This window comes from Massilia hydrophila (assembly GCF_020208145.1).
GTDB lineage: Bacteria > Pseudomonadota > Gammaproteobacteria > Burkholderiales > Burkholderiaceae_D > Telluria > Telluria hydrophila.
This window is the reverse complement of the sequence record NZ_JAHYBX010000001.1, coordinates 754944-780523: the sequence shown is the minus strand read 5'-3', so window position 1 is coordinate 780523 and position 25580 is coordinate 754944. Positions and strand designations below refer to the sequence as shown.

Here is a 25580-nt window from a genome sequence, read left to right as displayed (position 1 = left end):
TGAGTGTCTGTAGCGTTTATACGCATCTCTCGCGCTTGTGGCGCGGGTCGGAGCAAACTGCCTACAAATGAAAGCGCGTCAATCCGGAGATGGCTTGTGGGCCTTCACCAGGTGACCGGAGAGCTTCGGGGGTGCAAAGCGTCAGAACACATTACTGCGTTGCACCATTCTGGTCAAGGCATAACGCGGATTATTTTTGTGCGCCAGAATGGTGCGCCAGGCCGCTGTGCGCCTGCTGCGCCGCGGCCTGGGCCGGCGACGCTGGAAGCCGCGGCCGGAAGGCCGCTGCGCGAATTGGATGCACGGGCGATGGTTTTTTGCTAGGATTCGTGGGTTTTCCTTACGGCATTCGCAATACGCCCCTTCCCGCACGCATGGCCACAGACAAAGAACTCAGCGACTTCCTCGAGAATGTCGAACGGCGTGCGTTCAAGCAGGCGGTATACGCGGTGCGCAAGGACGAGTCGGCACTGGACATCGTGCAGGATGCGATGATCAAGCTGGCCGAGAAATATGGCGACAAGCCGGCGGCCGAGCTGCCGATGCTGTTCCAGCGCATCCTGCAGACGACCATCCTTGATTACTTCCGCCGCGAAAAGGTCCGCAATACCTGGATCAGCCTGTTCTCGGGCTTCAGCCGGCCGGACGGGGAGGATGAGGAGTTTGATATACTTTCTTCCTATGAAGCCGAGCAAGGCACGGCCGCCGCGGAATCCACCGCCGACCAGTTTGAGCGCGCACAAACTTTGCGCCTCATCGAACAGGAAGTAGAAAAACTCCCCACGCGTCAACGGGAAGCTTTCCTCATGCGTTACTGGCAGGACATGGACGTGGCCGAAACGGCCGAAGCGATGGGTTGTTCCGAGGGAAGCGTCAAGACGCACTGCTCCCGCGCTACCCACGCCCTCGCCGAGGCGCTCAAGGCCAAGGGAATCAAGCTATGAACACCGATGACATCAACCTGGCGTACAAGCTGCGCCACGCCCTGAACGAGAACCTCGACGCGCTGCCGGCCTCCACGACCGAGCGGCTGGCCGCCGCGCGTGCGCTGGCCCTGTCGCGCAAGAAGCCCGATGCGTCCCGTACCAGCCGGCCGCTGTTCGGCCTGCCGGCCTTCGCCGCCTCCCTGTTCAGCGCCCCCGGACTGGCGCGCCTGGCGGTGGCGGCGCCGATGCTGGCCCTGGTCATCGGCATGGGCGGCGTGTACCAGTATGAACAGCAGCAGCGGCTGGCCGCCATGGCCGAGCTCGACGCCGCCGTACTGGCCGACGAACTGCCGCTGACCGCGTACCTCGACCATGGCTTCAATGCCTACGTGGAGTCGCGCCAGCGCCAGCAATGACGAACAGCGCGCCGAAGCCCCGCCTCGCCGTCGTGTTCACCGCGGCCGCGGTCCTGGTCGCCGGAGTGGTGACCTGGGCGCTGTACAACCGCTCCGCGTCGACGGCCCCGGCGCCCGGCGCCGGCGCGCCTCCGGCCGCCGTGGCCAAGCCACCCGCAAAAACCCTCGACCGCCCGCTCTGGCGCGAACTGACGCGCGCCCAGCAGGCGGCACTGAAGCCCCTGCAGCCCGAATGGAACAGCCTGGAAGGCATGCGCAAGCGCCGCTGGCTCGAGATGTCGCAGCGCTTCGCCTCGATGACCCCGGCCGAGCAGGCGCGCGTGCACGAACGGATGCGCCAATGGATGCGCCTGACGCCGGCCCAGCGCGAGCTGGCGCGCGAGAACTACAGCAAGACCCGCAAGCTGGCCCCCGACGAGAAGGCCGCGAGCTGGGAAAGCTACAAACAGCTGTCGGAAGAGGAAAAGCGGCGCCTGGCCCGTTCGGGCGGCAGCCGTCCGCAGGGCGCGCCGGCGATGCCGCATACGCCCATGATCGCCGCGCCGGTCAGTTGCCCGCCGGGCGCGATGCGGCGCGGCACCGCCTGCATCGTGCCGCCGGCCGGCGCGCCGGCCACCGCTACCGGCCCTGCCCCGGCGCCGGCCGCCGCCCCGACCGCGCCCGGCGCCGTGCCACAGGCGCCGGCTGCCGCCCCCGCGCCTGCCCCTGCGCCGGCATCGGTGGCATCGCCCGCACCGGCTCCCCCGTCACCCGCTGCCCAGCCCGCACCGAATGCAAGCAACGCACTCAATGTCCCCTTCTAAGCCGGTCCCGGTCGCCACTCCCAGTATCCTGCGCCGCGTCACGGCCATGCTGTACGAAGCGCTGCTCCTGTTCGCGGTCGAGATGCTGGCGATCGCGGCCTACATGCTGGTGACCCTGAACAGCCAGCATCCGCTGGCCAGGGAAGGCATGAAGCTGTGGCTGCTGCTGGTGACGGCCGCCTACTTCATGTGGTGCTGGATCGACAGCGGCCACACGCTGGCCATGAAGACCTGGCGCATCAAGGTGGTCAAGCTGGGCTGCCACAAGCTGCCACTGCGGACCGCCGCGGCGCGCTTCCTGCTGGCCTGGGGCTGGTTCGCGCCGGCGCTCGCCGTGTGCTGGGCCTTTGGCCTGCACGACAAGGCGCAGGTCGGCATCGCGCTGGCGCTCGGCATGGCGGCCTGGGCGCTGACGGCGCTGTTCGACAAGGACCGCCAGTTCCTGCACGACCGCCTGGCCGGCACCCGCCTGATCGCCCTGCCGAAGGCGCCGCGCAAGGCCGCGCGCTAGGGTCTGTCTGACTGAGTTCAGGGAAGCCATAACATTATTGTCGCCACGATGACTGCGGCGAGGTAGTTATGGCCGCGCTTGTCGTAACGCGTTGCAACGGCGCGGAAGTCCTTCAGCCGGTTGATCGCCCGCTCGACGACGTTGCGGCCTTTGTAAGCTTCGACGTCGAACCTTGGTGGCGCGCCACCGTTGCGTCCTTTGCGCAGTCGGCTTTTCTGCGCATCGAGACGTTCAGGACACACACAGCGTATCCCGCGGTTTTGGATCTGCTGTCGATAATGACGTGCGCCATAGGCGCGGTCGACGCGCAAGCATGAGGGACGTTTGCGAGGCCGGCCACGGGCAGGACGCGGTACCGAGATGGCATCGAGAACCTGTCCAAGATTTGCCGCATCGCTGCATTGTCCAGCAGTGACGACAATCGACAAGGGCAGACCGTGCCCATCAACACACAGGTGAATCTTGCTGGTGATGCCGCCGCGCGATCGGCCGAGCCACTCGTCAGTTATGAGCCCCTTTTTTCCGCCGCAGGCAATTTCTTGCGGGCCCCGGCGGCGCTACGGTGAGCTTTGATGTGTGTAGCATCGAGCGCAGCGCCATCCCAATCGATCAGGCCAGCTTCATCGGCTGCCGCTTGCATGACTGTGAGCAAGCGCTTCCAGGTACCGTCGCGCGACCAGCGGACAAACCGGTCATAACAGGTCTGCCAAGGCCCGTAGCGCGCTGGAATGTCGCGCCAAGGCGCCCCAGTCCTTAAACGCCACAGGATTCCATTGATCACATGTCGGTGCTCGACATAAGCATGACCGTGATGCGGATTTGGCGGCAGATGGGATTCCAACCGCCGCCATTGCTTCTCGGTTAGATCAGTTCGGCTCATCTTCATAGCCCTCCCGATCTAATTCTCTCATTCTTCGCCTTCGCTCAGTCAGACAGACCCTAGGGCCAGCCCGGCTGATCAGCGCTTTCCGCGCGGCATTCGAACGCGCCCCATCCGCAAAGCACGGAATAATCGCAGGCTTCCACTGAACCTTGAAGAAGGGTAAGCCATGAAGCTTTCGGACAAGCGCATCGTCATCATGGGCGCCTCGAGCGGCATCGGGGCCGCCACCGCCATTGCCTTCGCGCGCGAGGGCGCCCAACTCGTGCTGGGCGCGCGCGGCAAGGAGGGACTGGACGACATCGTGCGGCGCTGCCGCGAAGCCGGCGGCAGCGCCGAGGCCGTGGTGGTGGACGCGATCGATGCCGCCGCGGTGGAAGCGTTCGCGCGCCAGGCGCGCGCCACCCTCGGCCGGATCGACCTGTGGTTCAGCAACGTGGGCGCGGGCGTGGTCGGCAAGTTCGCCGACGTGCCCATCGATGACCACCGCCGCGTGATCGAGACCAACCTGCTGTCCCACATGAACGATGCCCATGCGGTGCTGCCGATCTTCCTCGAGCAGGACCACGGCATCTGGGTCAACATGATCTCGGCCGGCGGCTTCGTCGCCTCGCCCTACGCGGCGGCCTATTCGGCCAGCAAGTACGGGCTGCGCGGCTTCAGCGAAGCCTTGCGCGCGGAACTGGGCAAGCGGCCGCATATCCACGTCTGCGACGTCTACCCGACCTTCGTGGACACGCCGGGTTTCGCCCACGGCGCCAACTACACGGGCGCGAAGATGTCGTATCCGCCAGGAGCGCTCAGGCCCGAGACGGTGGCGGACGCCGTGCTCGCGCTGGCGCGCCATCCAAGGCCGACCACCGCGGTCGGGGCTCCGGCCACCCTGTTCAGGCTGAGCAATTTCGTGGCGCCGAACCTGATCGCATCGGGCATGAACCTGTATCTCGACCGGTGGGCCCGGAAAGCCGAGCGCGTGCCGCAGACGCGCGGGGCGCTGTATGCGCCGCCGTCCGCGCCGAGCGGCATCCACAGCGGGCAGCGGCGCGACCCGCCGCCGAACGGGGCGCTGGTACTGGCGATTGGCGCGCTGGCGGTGGGTGCCGCCTTCGGGCTACGGCTGCTGGGGCGGCGCGCCGGCTAGAAGCGTTCGTAGTCGAGCAGGTAGCGCCACTGCCCGGGCTGCAGGCCCGCCATCGGCAGGCGTCCGATGCGGATGCGCCGCAGGTCGACGATCTCCAGGCCGACTTCGCGGCACATGTGGTCGATCAGCCCCGGTTTGACGCCCTTGAGGGCGAAACGCAGGCGGCGCTCGTTCTGCCAGCTGACCTTCATCGGCGCGATCGGCTTGCCGTTGAAGTGCAGGCCATGGTTCAGCAGCGCCAGGCCGCCGTCCCGGATGGCGCCGCTGACGTCGACGATGAATTCCTGTTCCACCCGCTCGCCCTCTTCCACCAGCTTGCGCACGACGCGGAAATCCTGGGTATACACCACCAGTCCGCTGGCATCGGTTTCGAGCGGGCTGGTCAGGGTCAGCTTGTGCAGGTGGCGCTGCAGGAAGCGCGGCTGGCCGTGGGCCTGCGCCAGCGTTTCCGGCGCCAGGCAGGCCAGCGCGGGTTCGCCGCGGGTGCCGACGCCGGAGTTCATGCCGGCCGGCTTGTGCAGCAGGATGGTGACGGGCGGCGCTTCCTCGGCCGAGGCGCCCGGCAGCACGCGCACGTCCTGTGCCGGCAGGACGCGGCTGGCCGGGTCTTCCACCACGGCGCCGTCTACCTCGACGCCGCCGCCCGCGATGTAGCGCTCGGCCTCGGCGCGCGAGCAGCCCAGCTGGGCGGCGACGCGCTTGGCCAGGCGGATGGCCTCGGCCGTCATTGTTCCCGCCATTGCGCGAAGAAGTCCGCGAACACGTCGACGGTGCGCGCCACGTCGGCGGCGCTCACGTCCAGGTGGGTCACCAGGCGCATGCGTGGACCGACCGTCGCGCGGATGCGGGCAGCCGCCAGGGCCTCGCGCAGCGGCGCGCAGGCGGCGGCCGGGATGTCGAGCCAGAAGATGTTGGTCTGCGGCGTGCCGACCTTCAGCGCCGCGATCTGCGCCAGCCCCTGGGCCAGCGCGGCGGCGTTGTCATGGTCCTCGGCCAGGCGCTCGACGTTGTGCTCGAGCGCATACTGCGCCGCTGCCGCCAGTACGCCGGCCTGGCGCATGCCGCCGCCCAGCATCTTGCGCCAGCGCTTGCCCTGCTCGATGAAGGCCCTGGGACCGAGCAGTACCGACCCGACCGGCGCGCCCAGGCCCTTCGACAGGCAAACCGAGACCGTGTCGAAGCCCTGTACCGCCGCGCGCAGGCTGATGCCGTTCCTGACGGCCGCGTTGGCGATGCGGGCGCCGTCCAGGTGGGTGGCCAGGCCGCGGCTGTGCGCCAGGCCGGTCGCCGCCCTGACGTAGTCCTGCGGCAGCACGCGCCCGCCGATGGTATTTTCCAGCGCCAGCAGGCGGGTGCGCGCGAAGTGCATGTCGTCGGGCTTGATGTAGGCCTCGATATCGGCCAGCGCGATCGAACCGTCCGCCTGGTTGGCGATCGGCTGCGGCTGAATCGAACCGAGCACCGCGGCGCCGCCACCTTCGTACTTGTAGGTATGCGCTTCCTGGCCGACCAGGTACTCATCGCCACGCGCGCAATGCGTCATCAGGGCGATCAGATTGGTCTGGGTGCCCGAGGGCGCGAACAGGCCGGCCTCGAAGCCGAACAGCTCGGCCGCGTACTCCTGCAGGCGATTGACCGAGGGGTCGTCGGCATACACGTCGTCGCCGACGCTTGCTGCGGCCATCGCGGCACGCATCGCCTCGGACGGCTGGGTCACGGTATCGCTGCGCAGGTCGATCCACTCTTGATTCGGGTCGCTCATCTCGTTCTCGGTCCGCTAGGTTTGCTTGGTTTGCTTGGTTTGCTGCTTAGTTTGCTTCAATGGGGGTGTAGAAGCGCTGCTTCATCTCGTCCAGGCCCAGTTCGGCCATCACCTCCTGCAGGCGCTCGGCCGGGCGGCGGCGCGGCAGGTTTTTATACGTAGCGACGATCAGTTCGTTCTTCATCGAGTGCTCCCACCCCACCAGTTCGGTGACCGTGACCTGGTAGCCGTGCGCCTCCAGCCGCAGGCAGCGCAGCACGTTGGTGATCTGGCTGCCGAACTCGCGGGTGTGGATCGGGTGGCGCCAGATCTCGGTCAGGGCACTGCGGCCCAGGTCCTTGCCCTTGTTCTTGCGCAGCACGCTCGCCACCTCGGCCTGGCAGCAGGGCACCAGCACCATGTGCCTGGCGCCTTTCTTGAGCGCGAAGTCGATCGCGTCATCGGTGGCGGTGTTACAGGCATGCAGCGCGGTGACGATGTCGATGGTCTCGGGCAGCCGGGTCGAAGTGGTCGATTCGGCCACCGACAGCGGCAGGAAGGACATGCCGCCGAAGCCGAGGCGCGCGGCCAGCTCGGTCGACTTGCGCACCAGTTCGTCGCGGGTTTCGATGCCGTAGATGTGGGAACCGTCCTCGCGCCCCTTGAAGAACAGGTCGTACAGGATGAAACCGAGGTAGGACTTGCCGGCGCCGTGGTCGACCAGGGACACGCCCCCCTTGCTTTCCAGCACGTTGTTGAGCAGCGGCTCGATGAAGTTGTACAGGTGGTAGACCTGCTTCAGCTTGCGCCGGCTGTCCTGGTTCAGCTTGCCGTCCCGGGTGAGGATGTGCAATTCCTTCAGCAGCTCGATCGACTGGCCGGGACGGACTTCCGGCGGCAGTTCGGGCGCCGCGGTCGGTTTGGGGGTGTGCTTAGCTTGCTTCATCGATCCATGCCGCCTGAATGGCTTCCAGTACGCGTTCGCCGCCGCGGTGGCGGTCGTCGTCGAAGCCGTCGAGGGCGACGACCCAGTTGTGGAGGTCGACGAAGCGCACGGTGGCGGGGTCGACGTCCGGATAGAGCTCGTACAGGGCCTCGGCGATCGCCGAGACATCGGTCCACTTCATGGCGGCCCTCCCGTTCAGTGGTTCTTCTCTGCTGCGTGGTTGATGGTGTACTTCGGGATCTCGACCACCAGGTCCTCGTCGGCGACGATCGCCTGGCAGGACAGGCGCGAGTTCGGCTCCAGGCCCCAGGCCTTGTCGAGCATGTCTTCTTCCTTTTCTTCCTGCTCGTTGAGCGAGTCGAAGCCTTCGCGCACGATCACGTGGCAGGTGGTGCAGGCGCAGACGCGGTCGCAGGCATGTTCGATCTCGATGTCGTTCTCGAGCAGGACGTCGCAGATCGACTTGCCGGCGGGGGATTCGAGCACGGCGCCGTCGGGGCAGAAGACCGGGTGGGGAAGGATGACGATTTGTGGCACTTGATTACCTCGTTGATTGTTTTCGTAGGGTGGGTGGCTTTGCCGCCCACGCGTTCAACTATCGGTCGCGTTGCCGCAATGCATGCTCGATTTGAACGCGTGGGCGGAAGAACCGCCCACCCTACGTATAGATGATGCTTAGACCTCGTCCAGCGATTTGCCTGCCAGGACCTTGCGCACGCTCTTGTCCATCCGGCGCGCCGCGAATTCCTCGGTGCCCCTGGCCAGCGCCTGCACCGCCGCGTGCAGCCCGTCCTGGCGCTGTCCGGCTTCCAGCGAGGCGTCGTTGGAACGGTGGATCGCATCGCGCACGCCGTGTACCAGCTTCGCCACCTCGTCCTGCTCGGCCGCGTCCAGCAGCTCAGCATCCGCATCCAGCGCGGACTGCGTGGCCAGCAGGATGCGCTCGGCCTCGACCTGTTCCTCGCGCAGCGCGCGCATCTGCATGTCGCCCTGGGCCGAGGAATAAGAATCCTGCAGCATGCGCGCCACTTCGTCGTCGCCCAGGCCATAGGACGGCTTGACGGTGATCGACGCTTCGACGCCGGAACGGGTCTCGCGCGCCGACACCGACAGCAGGCCATCGGCATCGACCTGGTAGGTCACGCGGATGCGCGCGGCGCCGGCGGCCATCGGCGGGATGCCGCGCAGCTCGAAGCGCGCCAGCGAGCGGCAGTCGGACACCAGCTCGCGTTCGCCCTGTACCACGTGTACCGCGAGCGCGGTCTGGCCGTCCTTGAAGGTGGTGAACTCCTGGGCCCTGGCGCAGGGGATGGTCGAGTTGCGCGGAATGATCTTTTCGACCAGGCCGCCCATGGTCTCGATGCCGAGCGACAGCGGGGTGACGTCCAGCAGCAGCCAGTCGTCGCCCTCGGCGCGGTTACCGGCCAGCAGGTTGGCCTGGACGGCGGCGCCCAGCGCCACTACCTTGTCCGGGTCGATGTTCGCGTGCGGGATGGTGTGGAAGAAGTCGCCCACCGCACGCCGCACGTGCGGCATGCGGGTGGCGCCGCCCACCATCACGACGCCGTCGACATCCTCGACCGCCACGTTCGCATCGCGCATCGCCTTGCGGATCGCGTTCATGGTCTTGCCGACCAGGTGCCTGGTGATCTCGGCAAAGACCTGCGCGGTGACGGTCACCTGCACGATCTCGCCCGACTTCAGGATCGCCTCGACCGTCGTTTCTTCGTTAGTGGACAGCAGTTCCTTGGCCTGGCGCGCCTTGACCATCAGGGTGGCGGTGTCCTGGTCGGACAGCGGGGCCAGCCTGGCCTGCTCGACGATCCAGCAGAACAGGCGGTGATCGAAGTCGTCGCCGCCCAGGGCCGAGTCGCCGCCGGTGGACAGCACCTCGAACACGCCCTTCGAGAGCTTGAGGATCGAGATGTCGAAGGTGCCGCCGCCGAGGTCGTACACGGCGTACACGCCTTCCTTGCCTTGGTCGAGGCCATAGGCGATGGCGGCGGCGGTCGGCTCGGACAGCAGGCGCAGCACGTTCAGGCCGGCCAGCTGGGCCGCGTCCTTGGTGGCCTGGCGCTGGGCGTCGTCGAAGTAGGCCGGCACCGTGATGACGGCGCCGACCAGTTCGTCGCCGAGCGAATCCTCGGCGCGCTGGCGCAGCGTGGCCAGGATCTGGGCCGAGGTTTCGACCGGGCTTTTCACGCCGGCCACGGTGTTGATCTGCACCATGCCGGGGCCGTCGACGAAGTCGTACGGCAGGTTCTCGGCATGAGAGATGTCCTTGAGGCCGCGGCCCATGAAGCGCTTGACCGAAACGATGGTGTTCTTCGGATCGGTGGTCTGGCATGCCTGCGCCTTGTGGCCGATGTTGGCGTGGCCGTTCGGGAGGTAGCGCACGACCGATGGCAGCAGCGAGCGGCCGTCCTCGTCGCTCAGCACTTCCGGGCTGCCGCTGCGGACGGTGGCAACCAGCGAGTTGGTGGTGCCGAGGTCGATGCCAACCGCCAGGCGGTGCTGGTGCGGGGCGGTGGACATGCCGGGTTCGGCGATTTGGAGTAGTGCCATGGTCGTGTTACCTGTATTGTTCTTGTAGGGTGGGCGGCTTCGCCGCCCACGCGTTCAACTATCGGTCGCCTCGTCGAAATGCATGCTCTATTTGGACGCGTGGGCGTACGCACCACATGCCACCGGCATGTGGTGCCCCGCCCACCCTACGTATCGCGACCATTCGACGTTTACCTTTTACGCGTCCAATGCTTCGAACGCGTACTGTACCTCTTCCCCGAACTTGTCGAGGAACATCATCGCGCGCACGGTCTGCGCCGCGCCATGATAGTCGCCCGCATCGAGCTGCCCGCCGACCTGCTCCAGCATGTCCTTGCGCTCGCGGCGCAGCTGCGCGTCGAGCGCATCGAGCGCGCCGGCATCCTTCGCGGCGCGGGCGTCTTCGAGTGCCTCGCGCCATTCCATCTGCTGCATCAGGAAGCTGGCCGGCATCGCCGTGTTGGACTCGGTCTGCAGATCGACGCCGTTGATCTCGCAGAGGTACTGGGCGCGCTTCTGCGGATTGCGCAGGGTCGCATAGGCTTCGTTGGCGCGCGTCGCCCACTGCATCGCGACACGCTTCTCGGCGTCGGTCGCGTTCACGAAGCGGTCCGGGTGCACCCGGCCCTGGACTTCGCGGTAGGCCGCGTCCAGCGCCTCGCCATCGACGGTGAAGCTGCTGGGGAGCTGGAACAGCTCGAAGTGGTTCTGCTTCATCGTGGCGTCAGATGCGGAAGCTTTCGCCGCAGCCGCAGTTGTCCTTGACGTTCGGGTTATTGAAGCGGAAACCCTCGTTCAGGCCTTCGCGCGCGAAGTCCAGTTCGGTGCCGTCGATGTAGGGCAGGCTTTTCGGGTCGACGAAGACCTTCACGCCATGCGATTCGAAGACATTGTCGTCCGGGGTCGCATCGTCGACGTACTCGAGCTTGTAGGCCAGGCCGGAGCAGCCGGTGGTGCGCACACCGAAGCGCAAGCCGATGCCCTTGCCCCGGCGTTCGAGGTAGCGGTTGACGTGCTTCGCGGCTTTTTCAGTCAGGGTGATTGCCATGTCGGTGACTCCAGTCTGTGCTTGCGGTTTACGCCTTCTCGGCGTGCTTTGCCTTGTAGTCGGCCACGGCGGCCTTGATCGCGTCCTCGGCCAGGATCGAGCAGTGGATCTTCACCGGCGGCAGCGCGAGTTCTTCGGCGATCTGGGTGTTCTTGATGGACAGCGCTTCGTCCAGCGACTTGCCCTTGACCCATTCGGTCACGAGCGAACTCGAGGCGATGGCCGAGCCGCAGCCGTAGGTCTTGAACTTCGCGTCCTCGATCAGGCCCTGGTCGTTGACCTTGATCTGCAGCTTCATCACGTCGCCGCAGGCCGGCGCGCCGACCATGCCAGTGCCGATCGCATCGTCGCCCTTGTCGAAGGCGCCGACGTTGCGCGGGTTTTCGTAGTGGTCCAGTACTTTGTCCGAATATGCCATGGTGTTACTCCTTGAATGCTTGCGAAATTAGTGGGCTGCCCATTGGATCGAGTTCAGGTCGATCCCTTCCTTGAACATGTCCCACAGCGGCGACAGTTCGCGCAGTTTGCCGACCTTGGCCTTCAGCAGATTCACTGCGAAGTCGATGTCTTCCTCGGTCGTGAAGCGGCCGATGGTAAAGCGGATCGAGCTGTGCGCCAGCTCGTCGCTGCGGCCCAGGGCGCGCAGCACGTAGGACGGCTCCAGCGAGGCCGAGGTGCAGGCCGAACCCGAGGACACGGCGATGTCCTTGATCGCCATGATCAGCGACTCGCCCTCGACGTAGTTGAACGAGACGTTCAGGTTGTGCGGCACGCGGTGGTCCATGTCGCCGTTGATGTAGACCTCTTCGATCTCCAGCAGGCCCTTGGCCAGGCGGTCGCGCAGCGCCTTCACGCGCTCGAGTTCCGACGCCATCTCTTCCTTGGCGAGGCGGAAGGCTTCGCCCATGCCCACGATCTGGTGGGTCGGCAGCGTGCCCGAACGCAGGCCGCGCTCGTGGCCGCCGCCGTGCATCTGCGCTTCCAGGCGCACGCGCGGCTTGCGGCGCACGTACAGGGCGCCGACGCCCTTCGGGCCGTAGGTCTTGTGCGCGGTGAAGGTCATCAGGTCGCACTTGGTTTTGTTCAGGTCGATCTCGACCTTGCCGGTCGCCTGCGCGGCGTCGCAATGGAAGATGATGCCCTTCGCGCGGCACAGTTCACCGATCTCGTCGATCGGCTGGATGACGCCGATCTCGTTATTGACCAGCATGACCGAGACCAGGATGGTGTCCGGACGGAGCGCCGCTTCCAGCTGGGCGACGGTGATCAGGCCATTATCTTGCGGCTCGAGATAGGTCGCCTCGAAGCCCTGGCGCTCCAGTTCGCGCACGGTGTCCAGCACGGCCTTGTGCTCGGTCTTGACCGTGATGATGTGCTTGCCCTTGGTCTTGTAGAACTGGGCGGCGCCCTTCAGGGCCAGGTTGTTCGATTCGGTCGCGCCCGAGGTCCAGATGATCTCGCGCGGATCGGCGCCGACCAGGGCCGCCACGTTGGCGCGCGCTTCCTCCACCGCCGCTTCGGCGCTCCAGCCGTACATGTGGCTGCGCGATGCGGGGTTGCCGAACTGCTCGCGCAGGTAGGGGATCATCTTGTCGGCCACGCGCGGATCGATCGGCGTCGTCGCCGAGTAATCCATGTAGATCGGGAAATGCGGGGCAGTGACGAAGCTCTGCTCGATTTGTTTGTCCAAAGGCGCGTTCATGGGTTCACTCCGGTTTCAATTTTGTACGGCGGCGCTGGCGGCGGTACGGTGCACCACCACAACGGCTTGTTCTTTCTGCTTCTGCTGGTCGACCAGGTCCTGCAGCGAGACCGAGTCCAGGTAGTCGACCATCTTGGCGTTCAGCGTGGTCCACAGTTCATGGGTCATGCAACGGGTGCCGGAAGCAGCGTCGGCGCCGTGACAGTTTTCTTTGCCACCGCACTGGGTGGCATCGAGCGGTTCGTCGACCGCGATGATGATGTCGGCCACCGTCACCCGGTCGGCGGGGCGGGCCAGGCTGTAGCCGCCGCCGGGGCCGCGGATCGATTCGACGATCTCGTGGCGGCGCAGCTTGCCGAACAGCTGTTCGAGGTAGGACAGCGAAATGGCCTGGCGCTGGCTGATGCCCGACAACGTAACCGGACCATTGCCCTGGCGCAGGGCGAGATCGATCATCGCAGTAACAGCAAAACGGCCTTTGGTGGTCAGACGCATCGCAACCCCGGTTCTTGTAAAATATTGCACTTCTTCAAGTCATCGGTGCGGCGCAACATGGTTTTCCACTGCGCGTCTTGAAATAAACCGATTACCCGATTGATTTAGTCAAGTATAGCAAAATCCCGACCGCTTGTCTCGGGACCCGGTTTTTCCCAGCCCCCCCGCGCGACCTTTCTGCGCCCCTTGGCGTTTATCGCAGGCGCAGCAATTCCATCGGCCCGAACAGCGCCTGCATGCCGGCGTGCTGGATGAAGGACAGGTTATAGGGATGCTCGGCCTGGATCCGTGGCAGGCGCGCCGTCTCCGGCAGCTTCTTGAGCTGCTCGGCGATCTTTCCCCATAGCACCAGCAGCGGCGGCTGCGGCCGGCTGGCCAGGGCCGCCAGCACCGCCTGCAGGAAGGGCTGCCAGGCACGCGCATCGACCGCGGGCGGCACGTGCCTGCGAAATACCAGGGCCGCGTTCAGCAGCAGGAAGCCCTGGGCCAGCAGATTGTCCTGCAGCTGGGCCAGGGTCTGGATCGTGCTTGAGGCGGCATCGCGGGCGTGCGCGGCTACCGGCACCAGCGCGCTGCCGCCGGTGTCGCCGGCCTCCAGCCTGCCACCTGCCACCAGCAGCATCTTCATGAAGTTGCGCAGCGAGGTGGCGCGGTTGACCGGCTTGGACAGGCCGGTCTCCGACCACAACCCGTCCACCGCCCCGTCCATGAAGCAGACCCCGGTCGCGCTCTCGGCGCGCGGGTAAGGCCCTTCTCCCACCAGCACGTAGCGCACCCGGTCCAGCGGCTGGGCGAAGGCGGCGAACAGGCGGCCTTCCGTCGGCAGGTAGTCGTCGGCGGCCAGCGCCGGCAGGTAGGCGGGATCGGCGGCGGCGAGCGCTTGCAGGCCCGCCTCCAGCACCGGGCGCCAGGAAGGGTCGGCCAGGTCGAGGGCGGCGCGGATCGGGTCGGGAATGGGATGCTTGGGCATGCGGGTCCGGTGTCAGGGAAGAGGCGGGATTGTAGCCTGCCCGGCCGCGCCCGGGAGCCGCATTCCCACCGTCAAGCTGGCGTCCGCCTTTTGCGATTCAGGGCATGATTTTGTGCCAACCGAACAGGAGGACAGCATGCAAACGATCCGTGAAGTGATGACACCCGATGTGCAGACCATCTCGCCGCAGGAAACCATCCAGCGCGCGGCGCAGATGATGGACGACCTGAACGTGGGCGCGATCCCGGTCTGCGACGGCGAGCGCCTGGTGGGCATGATCACCGACCGCGACATCGCGGTGCGCTCGGTGGCGGCGGGCCAGGCGCCGGACCGGACCTGCGTGGGCGACGTGATGAGTACCGACGTGCGCACCTGCTTCAGCGACCAGGGCGTGGACGAAGTGATGAGCACCATGGGCGACGTGCAGATCCGGCGCGTGCCGGTGATCGACGCAGCGTCGAAGCAGCTGGTCGGGATCGTGTCGCTGGGCGACATCGCCACCAAGTCGGCCGGCTCGGCGGACGAGGCGCTCGACGAGATCTCGACGCCGTCGGCGCCGGACCGGTCGCCGACCCGGCATTGATCGTTGCGGCGCCCCGCCGCGATGGCCGGACGCCGCCCCGCCCCAGCCCCGCCCTATTCCGCGTCGGGCTGCAGGGACGGATGCGCGGCCTTGAAGGCCGGCAGGTCCGCGCACAGGGCGTCGATGCGGGCGATGGTCGGGTAGGCCTCGACGTCGATGTCGAAGCGCTTCGCGTTGAACACCTGCGGCACCAGGAAGCAGTCGGCCATGGTCGGCGTGTCGCCGTGGCAGAAAGCGCCCGTGCCCGGGTTGCGCGCCAGGTGCGCTTCGAGCGAACGCAGGCCCTCGATCACCCAGTGGCGGTACCAGTCGGTCTTGACCTCGTCCGGCTGGCCCAGCTGCTTGACCAGGTAGCGCAGCACGCGCAGGTTGTTGATCGGGTGGATGTCGCAGGCGACGATCTGCGCCAGCTCGCGCACGCGGGCACGGCCCAGCGCATCCTTCGGCAGCAGCGGCGCCACCGGATAGACCTCGTCGAGGTATTCGAGGATGGCCATCGACTGGCTCAGCACCAGGCCGTCGTCCTGCAGCGCCGGCACCAGGCCGCTGGGGTTGACCGCCAGGTAGTCCGCGCCCAGCTGCTGGCCGCCGTCGCGCAGCAGGTGCACCGGCACGGCCTCGTAGTCGAGCCCCTTCAGGTTGAGCGCGATGCGTACCCGGTACGCGGCCGAGCTGCGAAAGTAGGTGTAGAGCTTCATGCCGCTTCCTTTCACGACTTGCGATGGTAGCGCGCGACTTCCTGGTCGATGGCGCCGAAGATGCTGGCGCCGTCGCCGTCGACCATCTCGATGCGCACCGTGTCGCCATACGCCAGGTAGGGCGTGGCCGGCTTGCCCTGTTCGATCGTCTCGTACATGCGTACCTCGGCCAGGCAGCAGTAGCCGACGCCGCCATTGGCGATGCTCGAGCCATGCAGGCTGCCCTGCTTGTTCGACACCGTGCCCGAGCCAATGATGCTGCCCGCGCCCAGTTCGCGCGTCTTGGCCGCATGCGCCACCAGCTGGGCGAAGCTGAAGCTCATGTCCTCGCCCGCGTTGGGGCGCCCGAAAGGACTGTCGTTGAGCGTCACCAGGAGTGGCAGGTGCAGCTTGCTGTCCTGCCAGGCCTGGCCCAGCTCGTCGGGGGTGACCGCCACCGGGGAAAAAGCGCTGGCCGGCTTGGACTGGTAGAAGCCGAAGCCCTTGGCCAGCTCGTTCGGGATCAGGTTGCGCAGCGAGACGTCGTTTACCAGCATTACCAGGCGGATCGCGGCGGCCGCTTCGTCGACGCTGGCGCCCATCGGCACGTCGCCGGTGACCACCGCCACCTCGGCCTCCAGGTCCACGCCCCAGTCTTCCGACAGCACGGCGATCGGGTCGCAGGGGCCGACGAAGGAATCGGAGCCGCCCTGGTACATCAGCGGATCGGAATAGAAGGATTCCGGCACCTCGGCATTGCGCGCCTTGCGCACCAGCTCGACGTGGTTGATGTAGGCCGAGCCGTCGCACCACTGGTAGGCGCGCGGCAGCGGCGAATGGCATTCCTCCTCGATGAAGGACTCGGCCTTGTCGGCCGTGCCGAGGTTCAGGCGCTCGTACACCTTCCGCAGCTGCGGCGCGGCTTCCTCCCAGTGGTCGAGGGCGTACTGCAGGGTAGGAGCGATCTTCGGGACGGCCTGGCAGGTCACCAGGTCGCGGCTGACGACGACCAGGGTGCCGTCGCGGCCGCCGGTCTTGAGGGTGGCGAGTTTCATGGGGTTTCCTTTGCTGGGTGTTTGCTTTTCGCCATTATGCGAACAAAAGGTACTATCATTCAAACAGTATTTTTCGCCCGATTTATCAGATTATCTTATGAATCCGACCCTGCGCCAGATGCGCGCGTTCGTGGCCCTGGCCAAGACAGGCAACTTTACGCTCGCCGCGCAGGCGATGCACGTGACGCAGTCGGCGCTCTCTGGCCTGATCAAGGAGCTGGAGCAGACCCTGGGTGCCAAGGTGGTCGACCGCAGCACGCGGCGCGCCCTCCTGACCGACATCGGGCGCGAACTCTATCCCCTGTTCAGCCAGATGATCGACGACCTCGACGGCGCGCTGGCCAACGTGGCCGACCACACCCGCCTGAAGAAGGGCATCGTGCGCATCGCCGCGCCGCAGCTGCTGTCCTGCACCCTGATGCCGGAGGCGATCGCCGCCTTCCGCAAGGACTATCCGGAGATCGAGGTGCGCCTGGGCGACACGGCGGTCGAAAGCGTGATCGCGCGCGTGCTGTCGGGCGAGGCCGACTTCGGCGTCGGACCCGAACGCGAACCCGCGCCGCCGCTCGATGCGCGCCTGCTGTTCGAGATGCCTTTCGCGCTGGTCTTCCCGAAGGGACACCAGCTTGAAAGCGCCGCGCGCCTGACCTGGAAGGACGTGGCGCGCCATCCCCTGATCTCGCTGCAGGGCCAGTTCACCGAGCGCCTGCTGGACGAGGTCCACGCCCTGCATGGCGCGCTGCGCGAGGTGCCGGTGAAGCCGGCCAACGAGGTGACCTTCATGACCACGGCGCTGGCGATGGCCGCGGCCGGGCTCGGGGTGACGGTCTGCCTGCCCTATGCGGCGCCGCTGGCCAGCCTGTACGGCCTGGTGATGCGGCCGCTGGAAGAGCCGGTGCTGAGCCGGCGCTTCTTCATCTATACGCGCCCCGGGCGCTCGCTGTCGCCGGCGGCGGAACGCTTCATCGGCTTCCTCGAACGGTTCGTGCAGCGGACCAGCGCCTGACGCGCGGGCGAGCCGCCAGCGCCGGCCCTGCCACGGCGCCGCGCGAAGCCGCACCCGTGCACGGCGCGGGCGTGCGCCCTACAATACGGACCTGCATTTCCTGTTTCTTACACCGATGTCACTCAACACCATCGCCATCAACCGCCTGATGGACCGCTTCGACCGCCACGCCAGCGTGTGGCTGTTCGGCTACGGCTCGCTGATCTTCAAGGCCGACTTCCCCTTCCTCGAACGGCGTCCGGCCAGCATCCGCGGCTGGAGCCGCCGCTTCTGGCAGGGTTCGCACGACCACCGCGGCACCGAAACCGCGCCGGGCCGGGTGGCAACCCTGGTGCCCGACGAAGGCGCCGTCTGCCACGGCATGGCCTACCTGGTCACGCCGGAAGAATTCGCCCACCTCGACCACCGCGAGAAGAACGGCTACCTGCGCCTGGCCACCGCGATGCAGTTCGAGGATGGCGACGCGGCCGAAGGCATCGTCTACATCGCCACCGAGCAGAACGCCGCCTTCCTCGGCCCGGCCAGCGAACGCGAGATCGCGCACCAGATCGCGGGCGCACGCGGTCCCAGCGGCCCGAACAGCGATTACCTGCTCGACCTGGCGCAAGCCCTGCGCGCGCTCGGCCACCACGACGCCCACGTGCACGCCATCGAAGGCCACCTGCTCGCCTGCCTGGGCGGCGCGCGCTAAGCCTGCCCTGTCGCGCAGGGTGGCGCGCGGGCCCGCCCTTGTATCTACCCCACCCGCGCCACGTCCAGCCGCAAGGCCTGTTTCGGCCGCAGCGAAATATTCAGCACGGCTTCGGGCGCGCCCTGGCCTTCCGGCACCGACCATGCGAATCGCTGCAGCAGCATGGCCGCCACGGCCGTCATCTCCGCCTGCGCCAGGTGCTGACCCAGGCACACGCGCGGGCCGGCACCGAAGGGCATGAAGGCGCCGCGCGGGATCGCCGGCGCATCCGGCGCGAAGCGCTCCGGCCGGAACGCCTGCGGCTCGGGAAACCAGCGCGGATCCTGGTGCATCAGGAATACCGGAATCATGAACATCGTGCGCGCCGGGATGGTCCAGCCATCCAGCACGAAGCCGCGCGTCGCGCGCCGGCTCATCAGGACCGGCGCGGCCGGATACAGGCGCATCGCCTCGTTCAGGGTCTGGCCCAGGTAGCCGAGCTGCGCCAGGGTATCGGGCGCCGGATCGCGTCCCTGCAGCACCTTCCCGACCTCGCGCCGCGCCGCCTCCTGGGCGGCCGGGTTGGCCGCCATGCACCAGGCCCACCAGCTCAGGCTCGCGGCCGTGGTCTCGTGTCCGGCCAGGAAGGCGGTCATGCATTCGTCGCGCACCGCATCGAGCGGCCAGGCCGCGGCATCGGCGCGGTGCAGCGCCAGCAGGCGGCTGAGCAGGTCCCGGGGCCAGTGCGCCTCCGGCAAGTCCAGGCGCGCCTGCACATGCCGCCCGATCAGGCCGGACAGCAGGGCGCGGGCGCGGCGCTTGCGGCGCTTCCAGGGCAGCCAGTCGGGCGCGCTGGCCGGCCAGAACATCTCGGCATTGCCCGCCACCAGCGCATCGTGGACCGCCGCTTCCATGCTGCGCGCCTCGTCGCCGAGCGCGCTGGAGAACATCATGCGCTGGATGACGTCCATGGTGAGCGCGGTCAGCGCGCTCTCGATCGGCATGGCCGGTCCGGCCTCCCAGTGCGCCATCGCGCCGCGCGCCGCCGCCGCGATGGTCGGCACGAACTCCTGCACCGACTTCGGTGCGAAGGCCGGCTGCAGCGCCTGGCGCTTGGCGGACCAGGGCGCAACTTCCGCCACCAGCACGCTGTTGCCCTGCAGGTAGGAAAACACCCGGATGCCGCGCTCCCAGCGCACGATGGAAGCATGGTGATTCACCAGCAGCTCGCGCACCAGGCGCGGATCGCTGACCACCAGCTGATGTTCGGGCCACATGCGCAGGTGCACCAGGTCGCCGTACTGGCGGCGCCAGTCGGCCAGGGCTTCGGGCAGGCCCCGCGCCATGCGCGCCAGCAGGCTCCAGCCGGTGAGACCGGAGGGCGGGCCCGGCGGCCAGGCGCCGCTCGGCTGCAGGATGGCGTGTTCGTGCTGGCCGTCGCCGGAGGGCGCCGGGCTGGCTTGCGCATGGAAGGGGCATCGGGTCGGTGTGGTCGTGTCCATGCAGCGCATTCTTCCCGCTTGCGGGGCCGCTGTCTTGAACGCAAACGACATCGACAGGCCGGCCGCGGATCCCTATACTGCTGGCGCATGGCCCCAGACAGTCATCAGCGTTTCGCCCCCTGCCCCGACCGATCGGCGCGTGCGCCGCGCGTACGCCTGGACGGCAAGGCGCCGCCGGACCGGCTCACCCTGCCGCGCATCGCGCTGCAGGGCGCGCTGCTGGCCCTGGTCAGCCGCGACGTCGCGCAGCTGGCCTTGACCCCGGCCCAGCGCCTGTCGCACTTTCCCGCCTCGCCGGTCGTCACCCTGTCGTGGTTCGACACCGAGGACATCGGCCTGGTCGACGCGCAGGGGCAGTGGCAGCCCTTCGGTGCCCGGATCGTGATCTCGGGCAGCCATTCCCATCCGACCACCAGCTGGTCGCCGCACTGCGACCGCGGCTACATGGCCTGCTTCCTGCCGGAGGCCGCCGCGCGCCTGTTCGGGATCGCGCTGGGCGCCATCCAGGACCGCTTCCAGCCGGCACACACCGTGCTGGGCGCCGACTGGCACCCCCTGCTCGACGCGCTGCTGGGCGCGTGCGACGATGGCGCCGCGATGCGCGTGCTGGAGGCCCATCTGGCCCCGCGCTGGCGCGCGGCGCAAGGCGGCGACGCGGCCCGGCCCTCGCTGCGCCAGATGGGCCGCCATTGGGTGCAGCGCCTTGCCTGGCAGGCGCACCAGTGGCGCGGCACGCACAGCGCGCGCCAGGTCGAACGCCGCATCAAGACCTTCAGCGGCCGCTCGCTGCGCGAGTGGCAGACCCTGACCCGCACCGAAGGCCTGTTCTTCGCGGCCCGCGAACGCTACGAGGCCGGCCGGCCCTTCGACTGGGCCACGCTGGCGCTCGACGAAGGTTTTTCCGACCAGGCCCACCTGAGCCGCGTTACGCGCCAGATCTGCGGCTTCCCGCCCACCGAGTTCGCCGAGCGCTACATCGAGGACGAATCCTTCTGGATCTACCGGCTGTGGGTCTGAGGACCGCCCCTGCCGCGGACGAAGCTTGCTAGAATCGCGGCACACGACTACATGCGCCCGCCCCTTTCCGGGGCGCGCCAGAACAGGGAGAACGGGATGACCAGGAAGATGCTGGGAACGCTGGCCTGCGCGCTACTGTGCGCATTGCAGAGTGCCTCCGCCCAAACCGCGGCGCCCGCGCCGCACTACGACGCGGCACTGGCGGCATCGCTCGGCGCCGACGAGCGCGGCATGCGTCCCTACGTGTTCGTGATCCTCAAGACCGGTCCGAAGAAGGTCGAGGACAAGGCCGAGCGCGCCAAGGTCTTCGAAGGCCACTTCGCCAACATGAACCGGCTCGCGGCCGAGAAGAAACTGGTCGTCGCCGGCCCGCTGGACGGCAAGGAAGGCCGGCGCGGCATCTTCGTGATGGCGACGCCGGACATCGAACAGGCCAGGACGTGGGTGGAGACCGACCCGGTCATCACCAGCGGCGAGATGGTCGCCGAGTACCACAAGCTGTACGGCTCGGCCGCGCTGATGATGGTGAACGACATCCACGGCAGGATCGGGAAGCAGCGGTAAGCCCGCTTCGCGCACGGCGGCTGGCCCCTAAGCTAGAACAGATCCAGCTGCCCCGCAGCCCTGCCCCTGGCCTCCCCGGCCGGACCGGCCGGCACCACCAGCGGCTTGCGGAACTGCGAGCCGTCCAGTCGCCCGAAACGTCCGCGGAATTCCCCCATGCCCAGACGCTCGACGGCTTTCGTGAAGCGCTGGCGGATCAGGTCCGCCCACACGCCTTCGCCGTGCATGCGCTTGCCGAAGTCGCTGTCGTAGTCCTTCCCGCCGCGCAGGTCGCGCACCCGGTTCATCACGCGCTGTGCCCGCTCCGGGAAATGCGCCTGCAGCCATTCCTGGAACAGCGGATTGACCTCATGCGGCAGGCGCAGCACCACGTAGTGGGCGCCGATGGCGCCGGCGTCGGCCGCCGCTTCCAGGATGCGCTCGATCTCAGGCTCCGTCACGAAGGGGATGATCGGCGCCACGCTCACGCTCACCGGAATGCCCGCCTCGGTGAGCGTGCGGATGGTGCGCAGGCGGCGCGCAGGAGCGGCCGCGCGCGGCTCCAGCGTGCGCGCGATCTCCGGGTCGAGCGTGGTGAGCGTGATGGCGGCGCAGGCCAGGTTGCGCGCGGCCATCGGCGCGATCAGGTCGATGTCGCGCTCGATCAGCGCCGACTTGGTGATCAGGCCCAGCGGATGGCGGCACTCGCTCAATACCTCGAGCACCGCGCGCGTCAGGCGCCGTTCGCGCTCGCAGGGCTGGTAGGCGTCGGTATTGACGCCGATGGCGATGTGCTCGGGCAGGTAGCCGGGCCGGGCCAGCTCGCGCCGCAGCAGGTCGGCCGCGTTGACCTTGGCGAACAGGCGGCTTTCGAAATCGAGCCCGGGCGACAGGCCGAGGTAGCTGTGGGTCGGCCGCGCGAAGCAGTAGATGCAGCCGTGCTCGCAACCGCGGTAGGGGTTGAGCGAGACATTGAAGGGGATGTCGGGCGAGGCGTTGCGCGTGAGGATGCTGCGGGCCTGTTCGTCGCTGACGACGGTGCGCAGGCTGGCGCATGCATCTTCGTCGCGCTCCCAGCCGTCGTCGAAGTCCTCGCGGCCATTGCGTTCGTAGCGCCCCTGCAGGTTCGAGACCGCGCCGCGGCCCTTGCGCGCGAGCGGACGCGGGGCGAGCATCGGCTGCTCGTCCAGAGGCTGGCGCTGCCCAGGGGGATCGCGGTCAGGCACATCGACTCCATACTGTATATTCATACAGTATCTTACGCCCTGGCCGCCGCGAATTCAAGCGGCTCCAGCCTCCTGCCGCTGCGGCACATACCCCGCCTGCTGTTCCACGAAGCCCGCGAACGCGTCCAGCAATGGCCCCGCCAGCGCCGGGTCGCCTTCCAGCTGCCCCAGCGCCAGCGCCCCCGCTTCCAGCGACGACAGCTGGTGCGGCGCATGCGCCTTGCGGATCCGGTAGTTCGACGGCGCCACGTCGCGCAGCGCCAGCCGCGGCAAGCGCTGCAGCGCCGGATTCAGGTACAGCATCTTGCGGCTCTTGCGCCAGGTCGCGTCGAGCAGCACCAGGCGCAGCTGGTCGGGGCCCGCCTCGTCGTCAGGCGCCGCGGCCGTCTCGCCCGGCGTCTCCGGATACAGCAGCACGGGGCGCCGCCCGCCCGCGTGCAGCAGCTCGTCGAGCTCGTCCGCTCCGAATGCCTCTCCCACCGCCAGCACGCTGCCCGCCACGCTCAGGTGCAGCAGGCGCGCGCTGTTCTTCGCATTCGCCGCCTCCAGCGGATGCTGCAGCACCAGCAGCGCGGCGCGCGGCGCCACCGGCGCGATCCAGCGGCAGATGCAGGCCGATCGCGGACGCAGGCAAGCCGCGCAGCAGGCCCGTCGGCCCGGCACGCCGTCCGCCGCCGTCATCGCGCCGCTCATTCGGACGCACTCCAGCCGCCGCCCAGCGCCCGGAACAGGTCCACGTGTGCCGCCAGCAGGCTGGCCCGCAGCTGCAGCACCGTGTTCTCGGCGCTGAAGGCATTGCGCTGCGCATCCAGCTCTTCCAGGTAGGAGGCGTAGCCGTTGGCGTAGCGGTTGTGCGCCACGCGCAAGGTCTCGCCGGCGGCGCGGCGGCGTGCCTCGGCCTGCGCCAGCTGGCGCGTCAGGCCGTCGATGGCGGCCAGCGCGTTTTCGGTCTCGGCAAAGGCGCCGCGCACCACGTTCTCATAGGCGAACACGGCGCGGTCGCGCACCGTTCCCGCGATCTCGGCCTGCGCGCGCAGGCGGCCGCCATCGAACAGGGGCGCCAGCACGCTGCCGCCGATGCTCCACAGGGCGGTCGGCGACTGCAGCAGCTCGCCCAGGCTGTGGCCCTGCGCCCCGAGCGTGGCGCTCAGGCGGATCGATGGCAGCAGCTGGCTGCGCGCGGCGGCCAGGCTGGCATCGCTGGCGGCTACCGCGCGCTCGGCCTGGGCGATGTCCGGACGGCGCCGCAGCAGTTCGGACGGCAGCCCGGGCCCGATGGCGGGCAGGCGCAGCGCCAGCAGCGGCGCACCGCGCGCCACCGGGCCGGGGCTGGCGCCCGCCAGCAGGTTCAGCGCCCCCTCCTGCTGCGCGATCGCGCGCTCCAGCTGCGGCACGACCGCGGCGGTGGCGTGCAGCTCGGCCTCGGCCTGCGACATTTCAAGGCGCGAGCTGTAGCCCACCTCGAACTGGTGGCGCGCCAGCGTGAAGGAGCGCTCGCGCGAGGCCAGCGTCGCGCGAGCCAGCGCCAGCTGGGCGTCCAGGCCGAGCAGGTTCAGGTAGCCGGAGGCGGTGTTGGCCGCCACCGACAGCGCCACGGCTTCCAGCGCCGCCTCCTGCGACAGCGCCTCGAAGCGCGCCGCTTCGGTCGCGCTGCCCAGGCGCCCGAACAGGTCGGGCTCGTAGGCCGCCTGCACGCTGCCGCTCACCGAGGTCACGACGACGGGCTGGCCGAGCGGGCCGATGGCGCGCGCCCGGCCCGGCCCGAGCGCCAGGCTCAAGGCCGGCTGCTGGGCGCCGGCGGCGATGCGCACGCGGGCGCCGTATTCCTGCAGGCGCGCGCGCGCAATGCGCAGCTCGCCGTTGCTGGCCAGGGCGCGCCGCACCAGCGCGTCGAGCTGCGCGTCGCCGAAGGACTGCCACCAGCCGGGCGCCACGGCGGCGCCGGTGCCGGCGTGTGCTGCGGCGCCGCGCCAGGCCGCTGGCACATCCAGGGTCGGTGATGGTGCCGGCTGCGGCGCCATCGCGCAGCCTGCCAGCAGCAGCGGCGCCAGGCTGCGGACCGCGCGCATCGCCCGCTTCATCGCACTACCCTGCCCGCAGGCGCGGCGGCAGTGTCGATCGTCACCACCACCGACATTCCCGGCCGCAGGCGCTCGGCCAGCGGCTGGCCGGGAGCGATGCTGATGCGCACCGGGATGCGCTGCGCGATCTTGACGAAGTTGCCGGTCGCGTTGTCCGGCGTGATCACCGCGAATTCGGAGCCGGTCGCCGGCGCGATCCGCTCCACCTGGCCGCGCAGGGTGGCATTGCCGAGCGCATCGACCGTGAAGCGCACCGGCTGGCCCAGGCGCACGTTGGCCATCTGGGTTTCCTTCAGGTTGGCGATGACCCACAACTGCTTCGGCACCAGGGCCGTCAGCTGGGCGCCGGCATTGACGAAGGCGCCGTGGCGCACCGTCACCTGGCCCAGCTGGCCGTCGCGCGGCGCATGGATGCGGGTATTCGACAGGTCGATCTCGGCCAGCTTCACCTGGGCTTGGGCATTCGCCACCGCCGCTTCCAGCGAAGCGCGGCTCACGCCCACCGAGCGCTGGTTCTGGCGCGCGATTTCCAGCGCGGCCCTGGCCTGGTCGCGCGCGGCCAGCGCCTGGGCGCGCGCGGCGCGCGCGGCGTCGCGTTCGCGCGCCGACAGCGAGCCGTCGGCCGCCAGTTCCTCCACCCGGCGCAGGTCGGCCTCGGCGCGCCGCGCCTGTGCTTCGCCCGCTGCCAGCGTGGCCTGGCTCTGTTCGATGGTGGCTTGCGCGCTGCGGCTGGTCTGCGCGTAGTTGGCGAGCGCAGCGCGGCGCGTGGCCAGTTCGGCGCGCGCCTGTTCCAGGCGCTGCGCCGGGATGCGGTCGTCGATGCGTAGCAGCAGCTGGCCCTGGCGCACCGCCTGGAAGTCCTGCACCAGCACCTCGACCACATACCCGCTCAGCTGCGGACTGATGATCGTCACCTGGCCCGCCACCCGCGCGTTCTCGGTGCTCTGCAGCGTGGTGCGAAAGGGCGGCAGCTTCCAGGCGTAGAGCACCAGCAGCGCGCCGGCCACGGCGATGGCGCTGAACAGGAGCGCGCTCAGCAGGATGCGGCGCGAGCGCTTGTTGGGGGGAGAGGTCGTTGGTTCGGGCATGGCTTTGGG

The 25580-nt window shown here is 68.3% G+C and carries 30 protein-coding genes; 10 read left to right on the top strand and 20 right to left on the bottom strand.

The window, feature by feature from the left end; all coding sequences use genetic code 11:
• Window positions 1–374: 374 nt before the first annotated feature.
• From LE190_RS03550 to LE190_RS03535, 4 genes are read left to right on the top strand one after another with little or no spacing between them, the layout of a single operon-like run.
• On the top strand, window positions 375–944 hold the full coding sequence (locus LE190_RS03550) for an RNA polymerase sigma factor (RefSeq protein WP_224943009.1): 570 nt from the start codon (window positions 375–377) through the stop codon (window positions 942–944).
• The gene (locus tag LE190_RS03545) at window positions 941–1342 is read left to right on the top strand and encodes a DUF3619 family protein (protein ID WP_225237406.1); all 402 of its coding nucleotides are present in this window, start codon (window positions 941–943) and stop codon (window positions 1340–1342) included. Before LE190_RS03550 ends, LE190_RS03545 begins: the two co-directional genes overlap by 4 nt.
• Window positions 1339–2145 (top strand): DUF3106 domain-containing protein, encoded by an 807-nt coding sequence (locus LE190_RS03540; protein ID WP_225237405.1) that lies wholly within the window; start codon window positions 1339–1341, stop codon window positions 2143–2145. Before LE190_RS03545 ends, LE190_RS03540 begins: the two co-directional genes overlap by 4 nt.
• Window positions 2132–2656: an RDD family protein gene (locus LE190_RS03535; RefSeq protein ID WP_225237404.1), complete on the top strand. Its 525-nt coding sequence runs from the start codon at window positions 2132–2134 to the stop codon at window positions 2654–2656. Before LE190_RS03540 ends, LE190_RS03535 begins: the two co-directional genes overlap by 14 nt.
• Before the next feature lie 17 nt (window positions 2657–2673).
• Here LE190_RS03535 and LE190_RS03530 read toward each other — a convergent pair.
• Window positions 2674–3536 (bottom strand): IS5 family transposase gene (locus tag LE190_RS03530; protein WP_374041198.1). Its coding sequence is split into 2 segments (ribosomal slippage): window positions 2674–3167 and window positions 3167–3536, totalling 864 coding nucleotides; the frame shifts between segments, so codons are not numbered across the junction.
• 169 nt (window positions 3537–3705) lie between these two features.
• Between LE190_RS03530 and LE190_RS03525 the strand changes: the two genes are divergently transcribed.
• The gene (locus LE190_RS03525) at window positions 3706–4677 is read left to right on the top strand and encodes an SDR family oxidoreductase (protein ID WP_225237403.1); all 972 of its coding nucleotides are present in this window, start codon (window positions 3706–3708) and stop codon (window positions 4675–4677) included.
• Here the strand turns inward: LE190_RS03525 and LE190_RS03520 are convergent.
• The 12 genes from LE190_RS03520 to LE190_RS03465 form a co-directional block, all read right to left on the bottom strand.
• Window positions 4674–5405, bottom strand: coding sequence for an rRNA pseudouridine synthase (locus LE190_RS03520; RefSeq protein WP_225237402.1), 732 nt, complete (start codon window positions 5403–5405; stop codon window positions 4674–4676). The genes LE190_RS03525 and LE190_RS03520 overlap by 4 nt on opposite strands.
• Window positions 5402–6439 (bottom strand): low-specificity L-threonine aldolase, encoded by a 1038-nt coding sequence (gene ltaE, locus LE190_RS03515; RefSeq protein ID WP_225237401.1) that lies wholly within the window; start codon window positions 6437–6439, stop codon window positions 5402–5404. The genes LE190_RS03520 and ltaE overlap by 4 nt, the downstream gene beginning before the upstream one ends.
• Window positions 6440–6485: 46 nt before the next feature.
• Complete coding sequence (locus tag LE190_RS03510; protein ID WP_225237400.1) at window positions 6486–7364, bottom strand: class I SAM-dependent methyltransferase; 879 nt, start codon at window positions 7362–7364, stop codon at window positions 6486–6488.
• A complete protein-coding gene (gene iscX / locus LE190_RS03505) occupies window positions 7351–7545 on the bottom strand; it encodes a Fe-S cluster assembly protein IscX (protein WP_225237399.1) in 195 nt (64 codons plus the stop codon). Before iscX ends, LE190_RS03510 begins: the two co-directional genes overlap by 14 nt.
• Window positions 7546–7559: 14 nt before the next feature.
• Window positions 7560–7901 carry an ISC system 2Fe-2S type ferredoxin gene (fdx, locus tag LE190_RS03500; protein ID WP_036249155.1) on the bottom strand — a complete coding sequence of 114 codons (342 nt, stop codon included), beginning with the start codon at window positions 7899–7901 and terminating at the stop codon, window positions 7560–7562.
• A gap of 138 nt (window positions 7902–8039) precedes the next feature.
• Entirely contained in the window at window positions 8040–9929 is a 1890-nt protein-coding gene (gene hscA, locus LE190_RS03495; protein ID WP_225237398.1) for a Fe-S protein assembly chaperone HscA, read from the bottom strand.
• Between the two features lie 177 nt (window positions 9930–10106).
• A complete protein-coding gene (gene hscB, locus LE190_RS03490; RefSeq protein ID WP_225237397.1) occupies window positions 10107–10625 on the bottom strand; it encodes a Fe-S protein assembly co-chaperone HscB in 519 nt (172 codons plus the stop codon).
• Window positions 10626–10632: 7 nt separating this feature from the next.
• Entirely contained in the window at window positions 10633–10956 is a 324-nt protein-coding gene (iscA, locus tag LE190_RS03485) for an iron-sulfur cluster assembly protein IscA (protein ID WP_027867668.1), read from the bottom strand.
• A gap of 28 nt (window positions 10957–10984) precedes the next feature.
• Complete coding sequence (iscU, locus tag LE190_RS03480) at window positions 10985–11374, bottom strand: Fe-S cluster assembly scaffold IscU (protein WP_225237396.1); 390 nt, start codon at window positions 11372–11374, stop codon at window positions 10985–10987.
• Between the two features lie 27 nt (window positions 11375–11401).
• Complete coding sequence (locus LE190_RS03475; protein WP_225237395.1) at window positions 11402–12658, bottom strand: IscS subfamily cysteine desulfurase; 1257 nt, start codon at window positions 12656–12658, stop codon at window positions 11402–11404.
• A 15-nt stretch (window positions 12659–12673) separates the two neighbouring features.
• Window positions 12674–13153 carry a Fe-S cluster assembly transcriptional regulator IscR gene (gene iscR / locus LE190_RS03470; RefSeq protein WP_225237394.1) on the bottom strand — a complete coding sequence of 160 codons (480 nt, stop codon included), beginning with the start codon at window positions 13151–13153 and terminating at the stop codon, window positions 12674–12676.
• A 193-nt stretch (window positions 13154–13346) separates the two neighbouring features.
• The gene (locus LE190_RS03465) at window positions 13347–14123 is read right to left on the bottom strand and encodes a uracil-DNA glycosylase family protein (protein ID WP_225237393.1); all 777 of its coding nucleotides are present in this window, start codon (window positions 14121–14123) and stop codon (window positions 13347–13349) included.
• Window positions 14124–14259: 136 nt separating this feature from the next.
• Here LE190_RS03465 and LE190_RS03460 point away from each other — a divergent pair, with 136 nt between their 5' ends.
• Entirely contained in the window at window positions 14260–14706 is a 447-nt protein-coding gene (locus LE190_RS03460) for a CBS domain-containing protein (protein WP_225237392.1), read from the top strand.
• Window positions 14707–14759: 53 nt separating this feature from the next.
• Here LE190_RS03460 and maiA read toward each other — a convergent pair whose 3' ends face one another.
• Entirely contained in the window at window positions 14760–15404 is a 645-nt protein-coding gene (gene maiA, locus LE190_RS03455) for a maleylacetoacetate isomerase (RefSeq protein ID WP_225237391.1), read from the bottom strand.
• A gap of 11 nt (window positions 15405–15415) precedes the next feature.
• The gene (locus LE190_RS03450; RefSeq protein WP_225237390.1) at window positions 15416–16438 is read right to left on the bottom strand and encodes a fumarylacetoacetate hydrolase family protein; all 1023 of its coding nucleotides are present in this window, start codon (window positions 16436–16438) and stop codon (window positions 15416–15418) included.
• A 97-nt stretch (window positions 16439–16535) separates the two neighbouring features.
• Here LE190_RS03450 and LE190_RS03445 point away from each other — a divergent pair, with 97 nt between their 5' ends.
• Window positions 16536–17444 carry a LysR family transcriptional regulator gene (locus LE190_RS03445; RefSeq protein WP_225237389.1) on the top strand — a complete coding sequence of 303 codons (909 nt, stop codon included), beginning with the start codon at window positions 16536–16538 and terminating at the stop codon, window positions 17442–17444.
• 115 nt (window positions 17445–17559) lie between these two features.
• Window positions 17560–18135 carry a gamma-glutamylcyclotransferase gene (locus LE190_RS03440; protein WP_225237388.1) on the top strand — a complete coding sequence of 192 codons (576 nt, stop codon included), beginning with the start codon at window positions 17560–17562 and terminating at the stop codon, window positions 18133–18135.
• A 44-nt stretch (window positions 18136–18179) separates the two neighbouring features.
• Here LE190_RS03440 and LE190_RS03435 read toward each other — a convergent pair whose 3' ends face one another.
• Window positions 18180–19616 carry a cytochrome P450 gene (locus tag LE190_RS03435; RefSeq protein WP_225237387.1) on the bottom strand — a complete coding sequence of 479 codons (1437 nt, stop codon included), beginning with the start codon at window positions 19614–19616 and terminating at the stop codon, window positions 18180–18182.
• An 87-nt stretch (window positions 19617–19703) separates the two neighbouring features.
• Here LE190_RS03435 and LE190_RS03430 point away from each other — a divergent pair, with 87 nt between their 5' ends.
• A complete protein-coding gene (locus LE190_RS03430) occupies window positions 19704–20633 on the top strand; it encodes a helix-turn-helix domain-containing protein (protein ID WP_225237386.1) in 930 nt (309 codons plus the stop codon).
• Window positions 20634–20729: 96 nt separating this feature from the next.
• Window positions 20730–21197, top strand: a complete 468-nt coding sequence (locus LE190_RS03425) for a YciI family protein (RefSeq protein WP_225237385.1) — start codon at window positions 20730–20732, stop codon at window positions 21195–21197.
• Between the two features lie 32 nt (window positions 21198–21229).
• Here LE190_RS03425 and LE190_RS03420 read toward each other — a convergent pair whose 3' ends face one another.
• From LE190_RS03420 to LE190_RS03405, 4 genes are all read right to left on the bottom strand, one after another.
• On the bottom strand, window positions 21230–22351 hold the full coding sequence (locus LE190_RS03420) for a PA0069 family radical SAM protein (RefSeq protein WP_225238047.1): 1122 nt from the start codon (window positions 22349–22351) through the stop codon (window positions 21230–21232).
• A gap of 105 nt (window positions 22352–22456) precedes the next feature.
• On the bottom strand, window positions 22457–23095 hold the full coding sequence (locus LE190_RS03415; RefSeq protein WP_225237384.1) for a tRNA-uridine aminocarboxypropyltransferase: 639 nt from the start codon (window positions 23093–23095) through the stop codon (window positions 22457–22459).
• Window positions 23092–24483, bottom strand: a complete 1392-nt coding sequence (locus LE190_RS03410) for an efflux transporter outer membrane subunit (protein WP_225237383.1) — start codon at window positions 24481–24483, stop codon at window positions 23092–23094. Before LE190_RS03410 ends, LE190_RS03415 begins: the two co-directional genes overlap by 4 nt.
• Window positions 24480–25571: an HlyD family secretion protein gene (locus tag LE190_RS03405; protein WP_225237382.1), complete on the bottom strand. Its 1092-nt coding sequence runs from the start codon at window positions 25569–25571 to the stop codon at window positions 24480–24482. The genes LE190_RS03410 and LE190_RS03405 overlap by 4 nt, the downstream gene beginning before the upstream one ends.
• Window positions 25572–25580: the final 9 nt, after the last annotated feature.

Excerpts from the sequence above, each read along its gene's own strand:
- LE190_RS03440 (WP_225237388.1), top strand. The coding sequence starts at position 17,560 with ATGTCACTCAACACCATCGCCATCAACCGCCTGATGGACCGCTTCGAC.
- iscU (WP_225237396.1), bottom strand. The coding sequence starts at position 11,374 with ATGGCATATTCGGACAAAGTACTGGACCACTACGAAAACCCGCGCAAC.
- LE190_RS03535 (WP_225237404.1), top strand. The coding sequence starts at position 2,132 with ATGTCCCCTTCTAAGCCGGTCCCGGTCGCCACTCCCAGTATCCTGCGC.
- LE190_RS03435 (WP_225237387.1), bottom strand. The coding sequence starts at position 19,616 with ATGGACACGACCACACCGACCCGATGCCCCTTCCATGCGCAAGCCAGC.
- iscA (WP_027867668.1), bottom strand. The coding sequence starts at position 10,956 with ATGGCAATCACCCTGACTGAAAAAGCCGCGAAGCACGTCAACCGCTAC.
- LE190_RS03540 (WP_225237405.1), top strand. The coding sequence starts at position 1,339 with ATGACGAACAGCGCGCCGAAGCCCCGCCTCGCCGTCGTGTTCACCGCG.
- hscB (WP_225237397.1), bottom strand. The coding sequence starts at position 10,625 with ATGAAGCAGAACCACTTCGAGCTGTTCCAGCTCCCCAGCAGCTTCACC.
- maiA (WP_225237391.1), bottom strand. The coding sequence starts at position 15,404 with ATGAAGCTCTACACCTACTTTCGCAGCTCGGCCGCGTACCGGGTACGC.
- LE190_RS03425 (WP_225237385.1), top strand. The coding sequence starts at position 20,730 with ATGACCAGGAAGATGCTGGGAACGCTGGCCTGCGCGCTACTGTGCGCA.
- LE190_RS03410 (WP_225237383.1), bottom strand. The coding sequence starts at position 24,483 with ATGAAGCGGGCGATGCGCGCGGTCCGCAGCCTGGCGCCGCTGCTGCTG.
- LE190_RS03450 (WP_225237390.1), bottom strand. The coding sequence starts at position 16,438 with ATGAAACTCGCCACCCTCAAGACCGGCGGCCGCGACGGCACCCTGGTC.
- LE190_RS03545 (WP_225237406.1), top strand. The coding sequence starts at position 941 with ATGAACACCGATGACATCAACCTGGCGTACAAGCTGCGCCACGCCCTG.
- LE190_RS03550 (WP_224943009.1), top strand. The coding sequence starts at position 375 with ATGGCCACAGACAAAGAACTCAGCGACTTCCTCGAGAATGTCGAACGG.
- LE190_RS03465 (WP_225237393.1), bottom strand. The coding sequence starts at position 14,123 with ATGCCCAAGCATCCCATTCCCGACCCGATCCGCGCCGCCCTCGACCTG.
- iscX (WP_225237399.1), bottom strand. The coding sequence starts at position 7,545 with ATGAAGTGGACCGATGTCTCGGCGATCGCCGAGGCCCTGTACGAGCTC.
- LE190_RS03475 (WP_225237395.1), bottom strand. The coding sequence starts at position 12,658 with ATGAACGCGCCTTTGGACAAACAAATCGAGCAGAGCTTCGTCACTGCC.
- iscR (WP_225237394.1), bottom strand. The coding sequence starts at position 13,153 with ATGCGTCTGACCACCAAAGGCCGTTTTGCTGTTACTGCGATGATCGAT.
- LE190_RS03415 (WP_225237384.1), bottom strand. The coding sequence starts at position 23,095 with ATGAGCGGCGCGATGACGGCGGCGGACGGCGTGCCGGGCCGACGGGCC.
- hscA (WP_225237398.1), bottom strand. The coding sequence starts at position 9,929 with ATGGCACTACTCCAAATCGCCGAACCCGGCATGTCCACCGCCCCGCAC.
- LE190_RS03525 (WP_225237403.1), top strand. The coding sequence starts at position 3,706 with ATGAAGCTTTCGGACAAGCGCATCGTCATCATGGGCGCCTCGAGCGGC.
- LE190_RS03520 (WP_225237402.1), bottom strand. The coding sequence starts at position 5,405 with ATGACGGCCGAGGCCATCCGCCTGGCCAAGCGCGTCGCCGCCCAGCTG.
- LE190_RS03405 (WP_225237382.1), bottom strand. The coding sequence starts at position 25,571 with ATGCCCGAACCAACGACCTCTCCCCCCAACAAGCGCTCGCGCCGCATC.
- ltaE (WP_225237401.1), bottom strand. The coding sequence starts at position 6,439 with ATGAGCGACCCGAATCAAGAGTGGATCGACCTGCGCAGCGATACCGTG.
- LE190_RS03430 (WP_225237386.1), top strand. The coding sequence starts at position 19,704 with ATGGCCCCAGACAGTCATCAGCGTTTCGCCCCCTGCCCCGACCGATCG.
- LE190_RS03445 (WP_225237389.1), top strand. The coding sequence starts at position 16,536 with ATGAATCCGACCCTGCGCCAGATGCGCGCGTTCGTGGCCCTGGCCAAG.
- LE190_RS03420 (WP_225238047.1), bottom strand. The coding sequence starts at position 22,351 with ATGCTCGCCCCGCGTCCGCTCGCGCGCAAGGGCCGCGGCGCGGTCTCG.
- LE190_RS03460 (WP_225237392.1), top strand. The coding sequence starts at position 14,260 with ATGCAAACGATCCGTGAAGTGATGACACCCGATGTGCAGACCATCTCG.
- LE190_RS03510 (WP_225237400.1), bottom strand. The coding sequence starts at position 7,364 with ATGAAGCAAGCTAAGCACACCCCCAAACCGACCGCGGCGCCCGAACTG.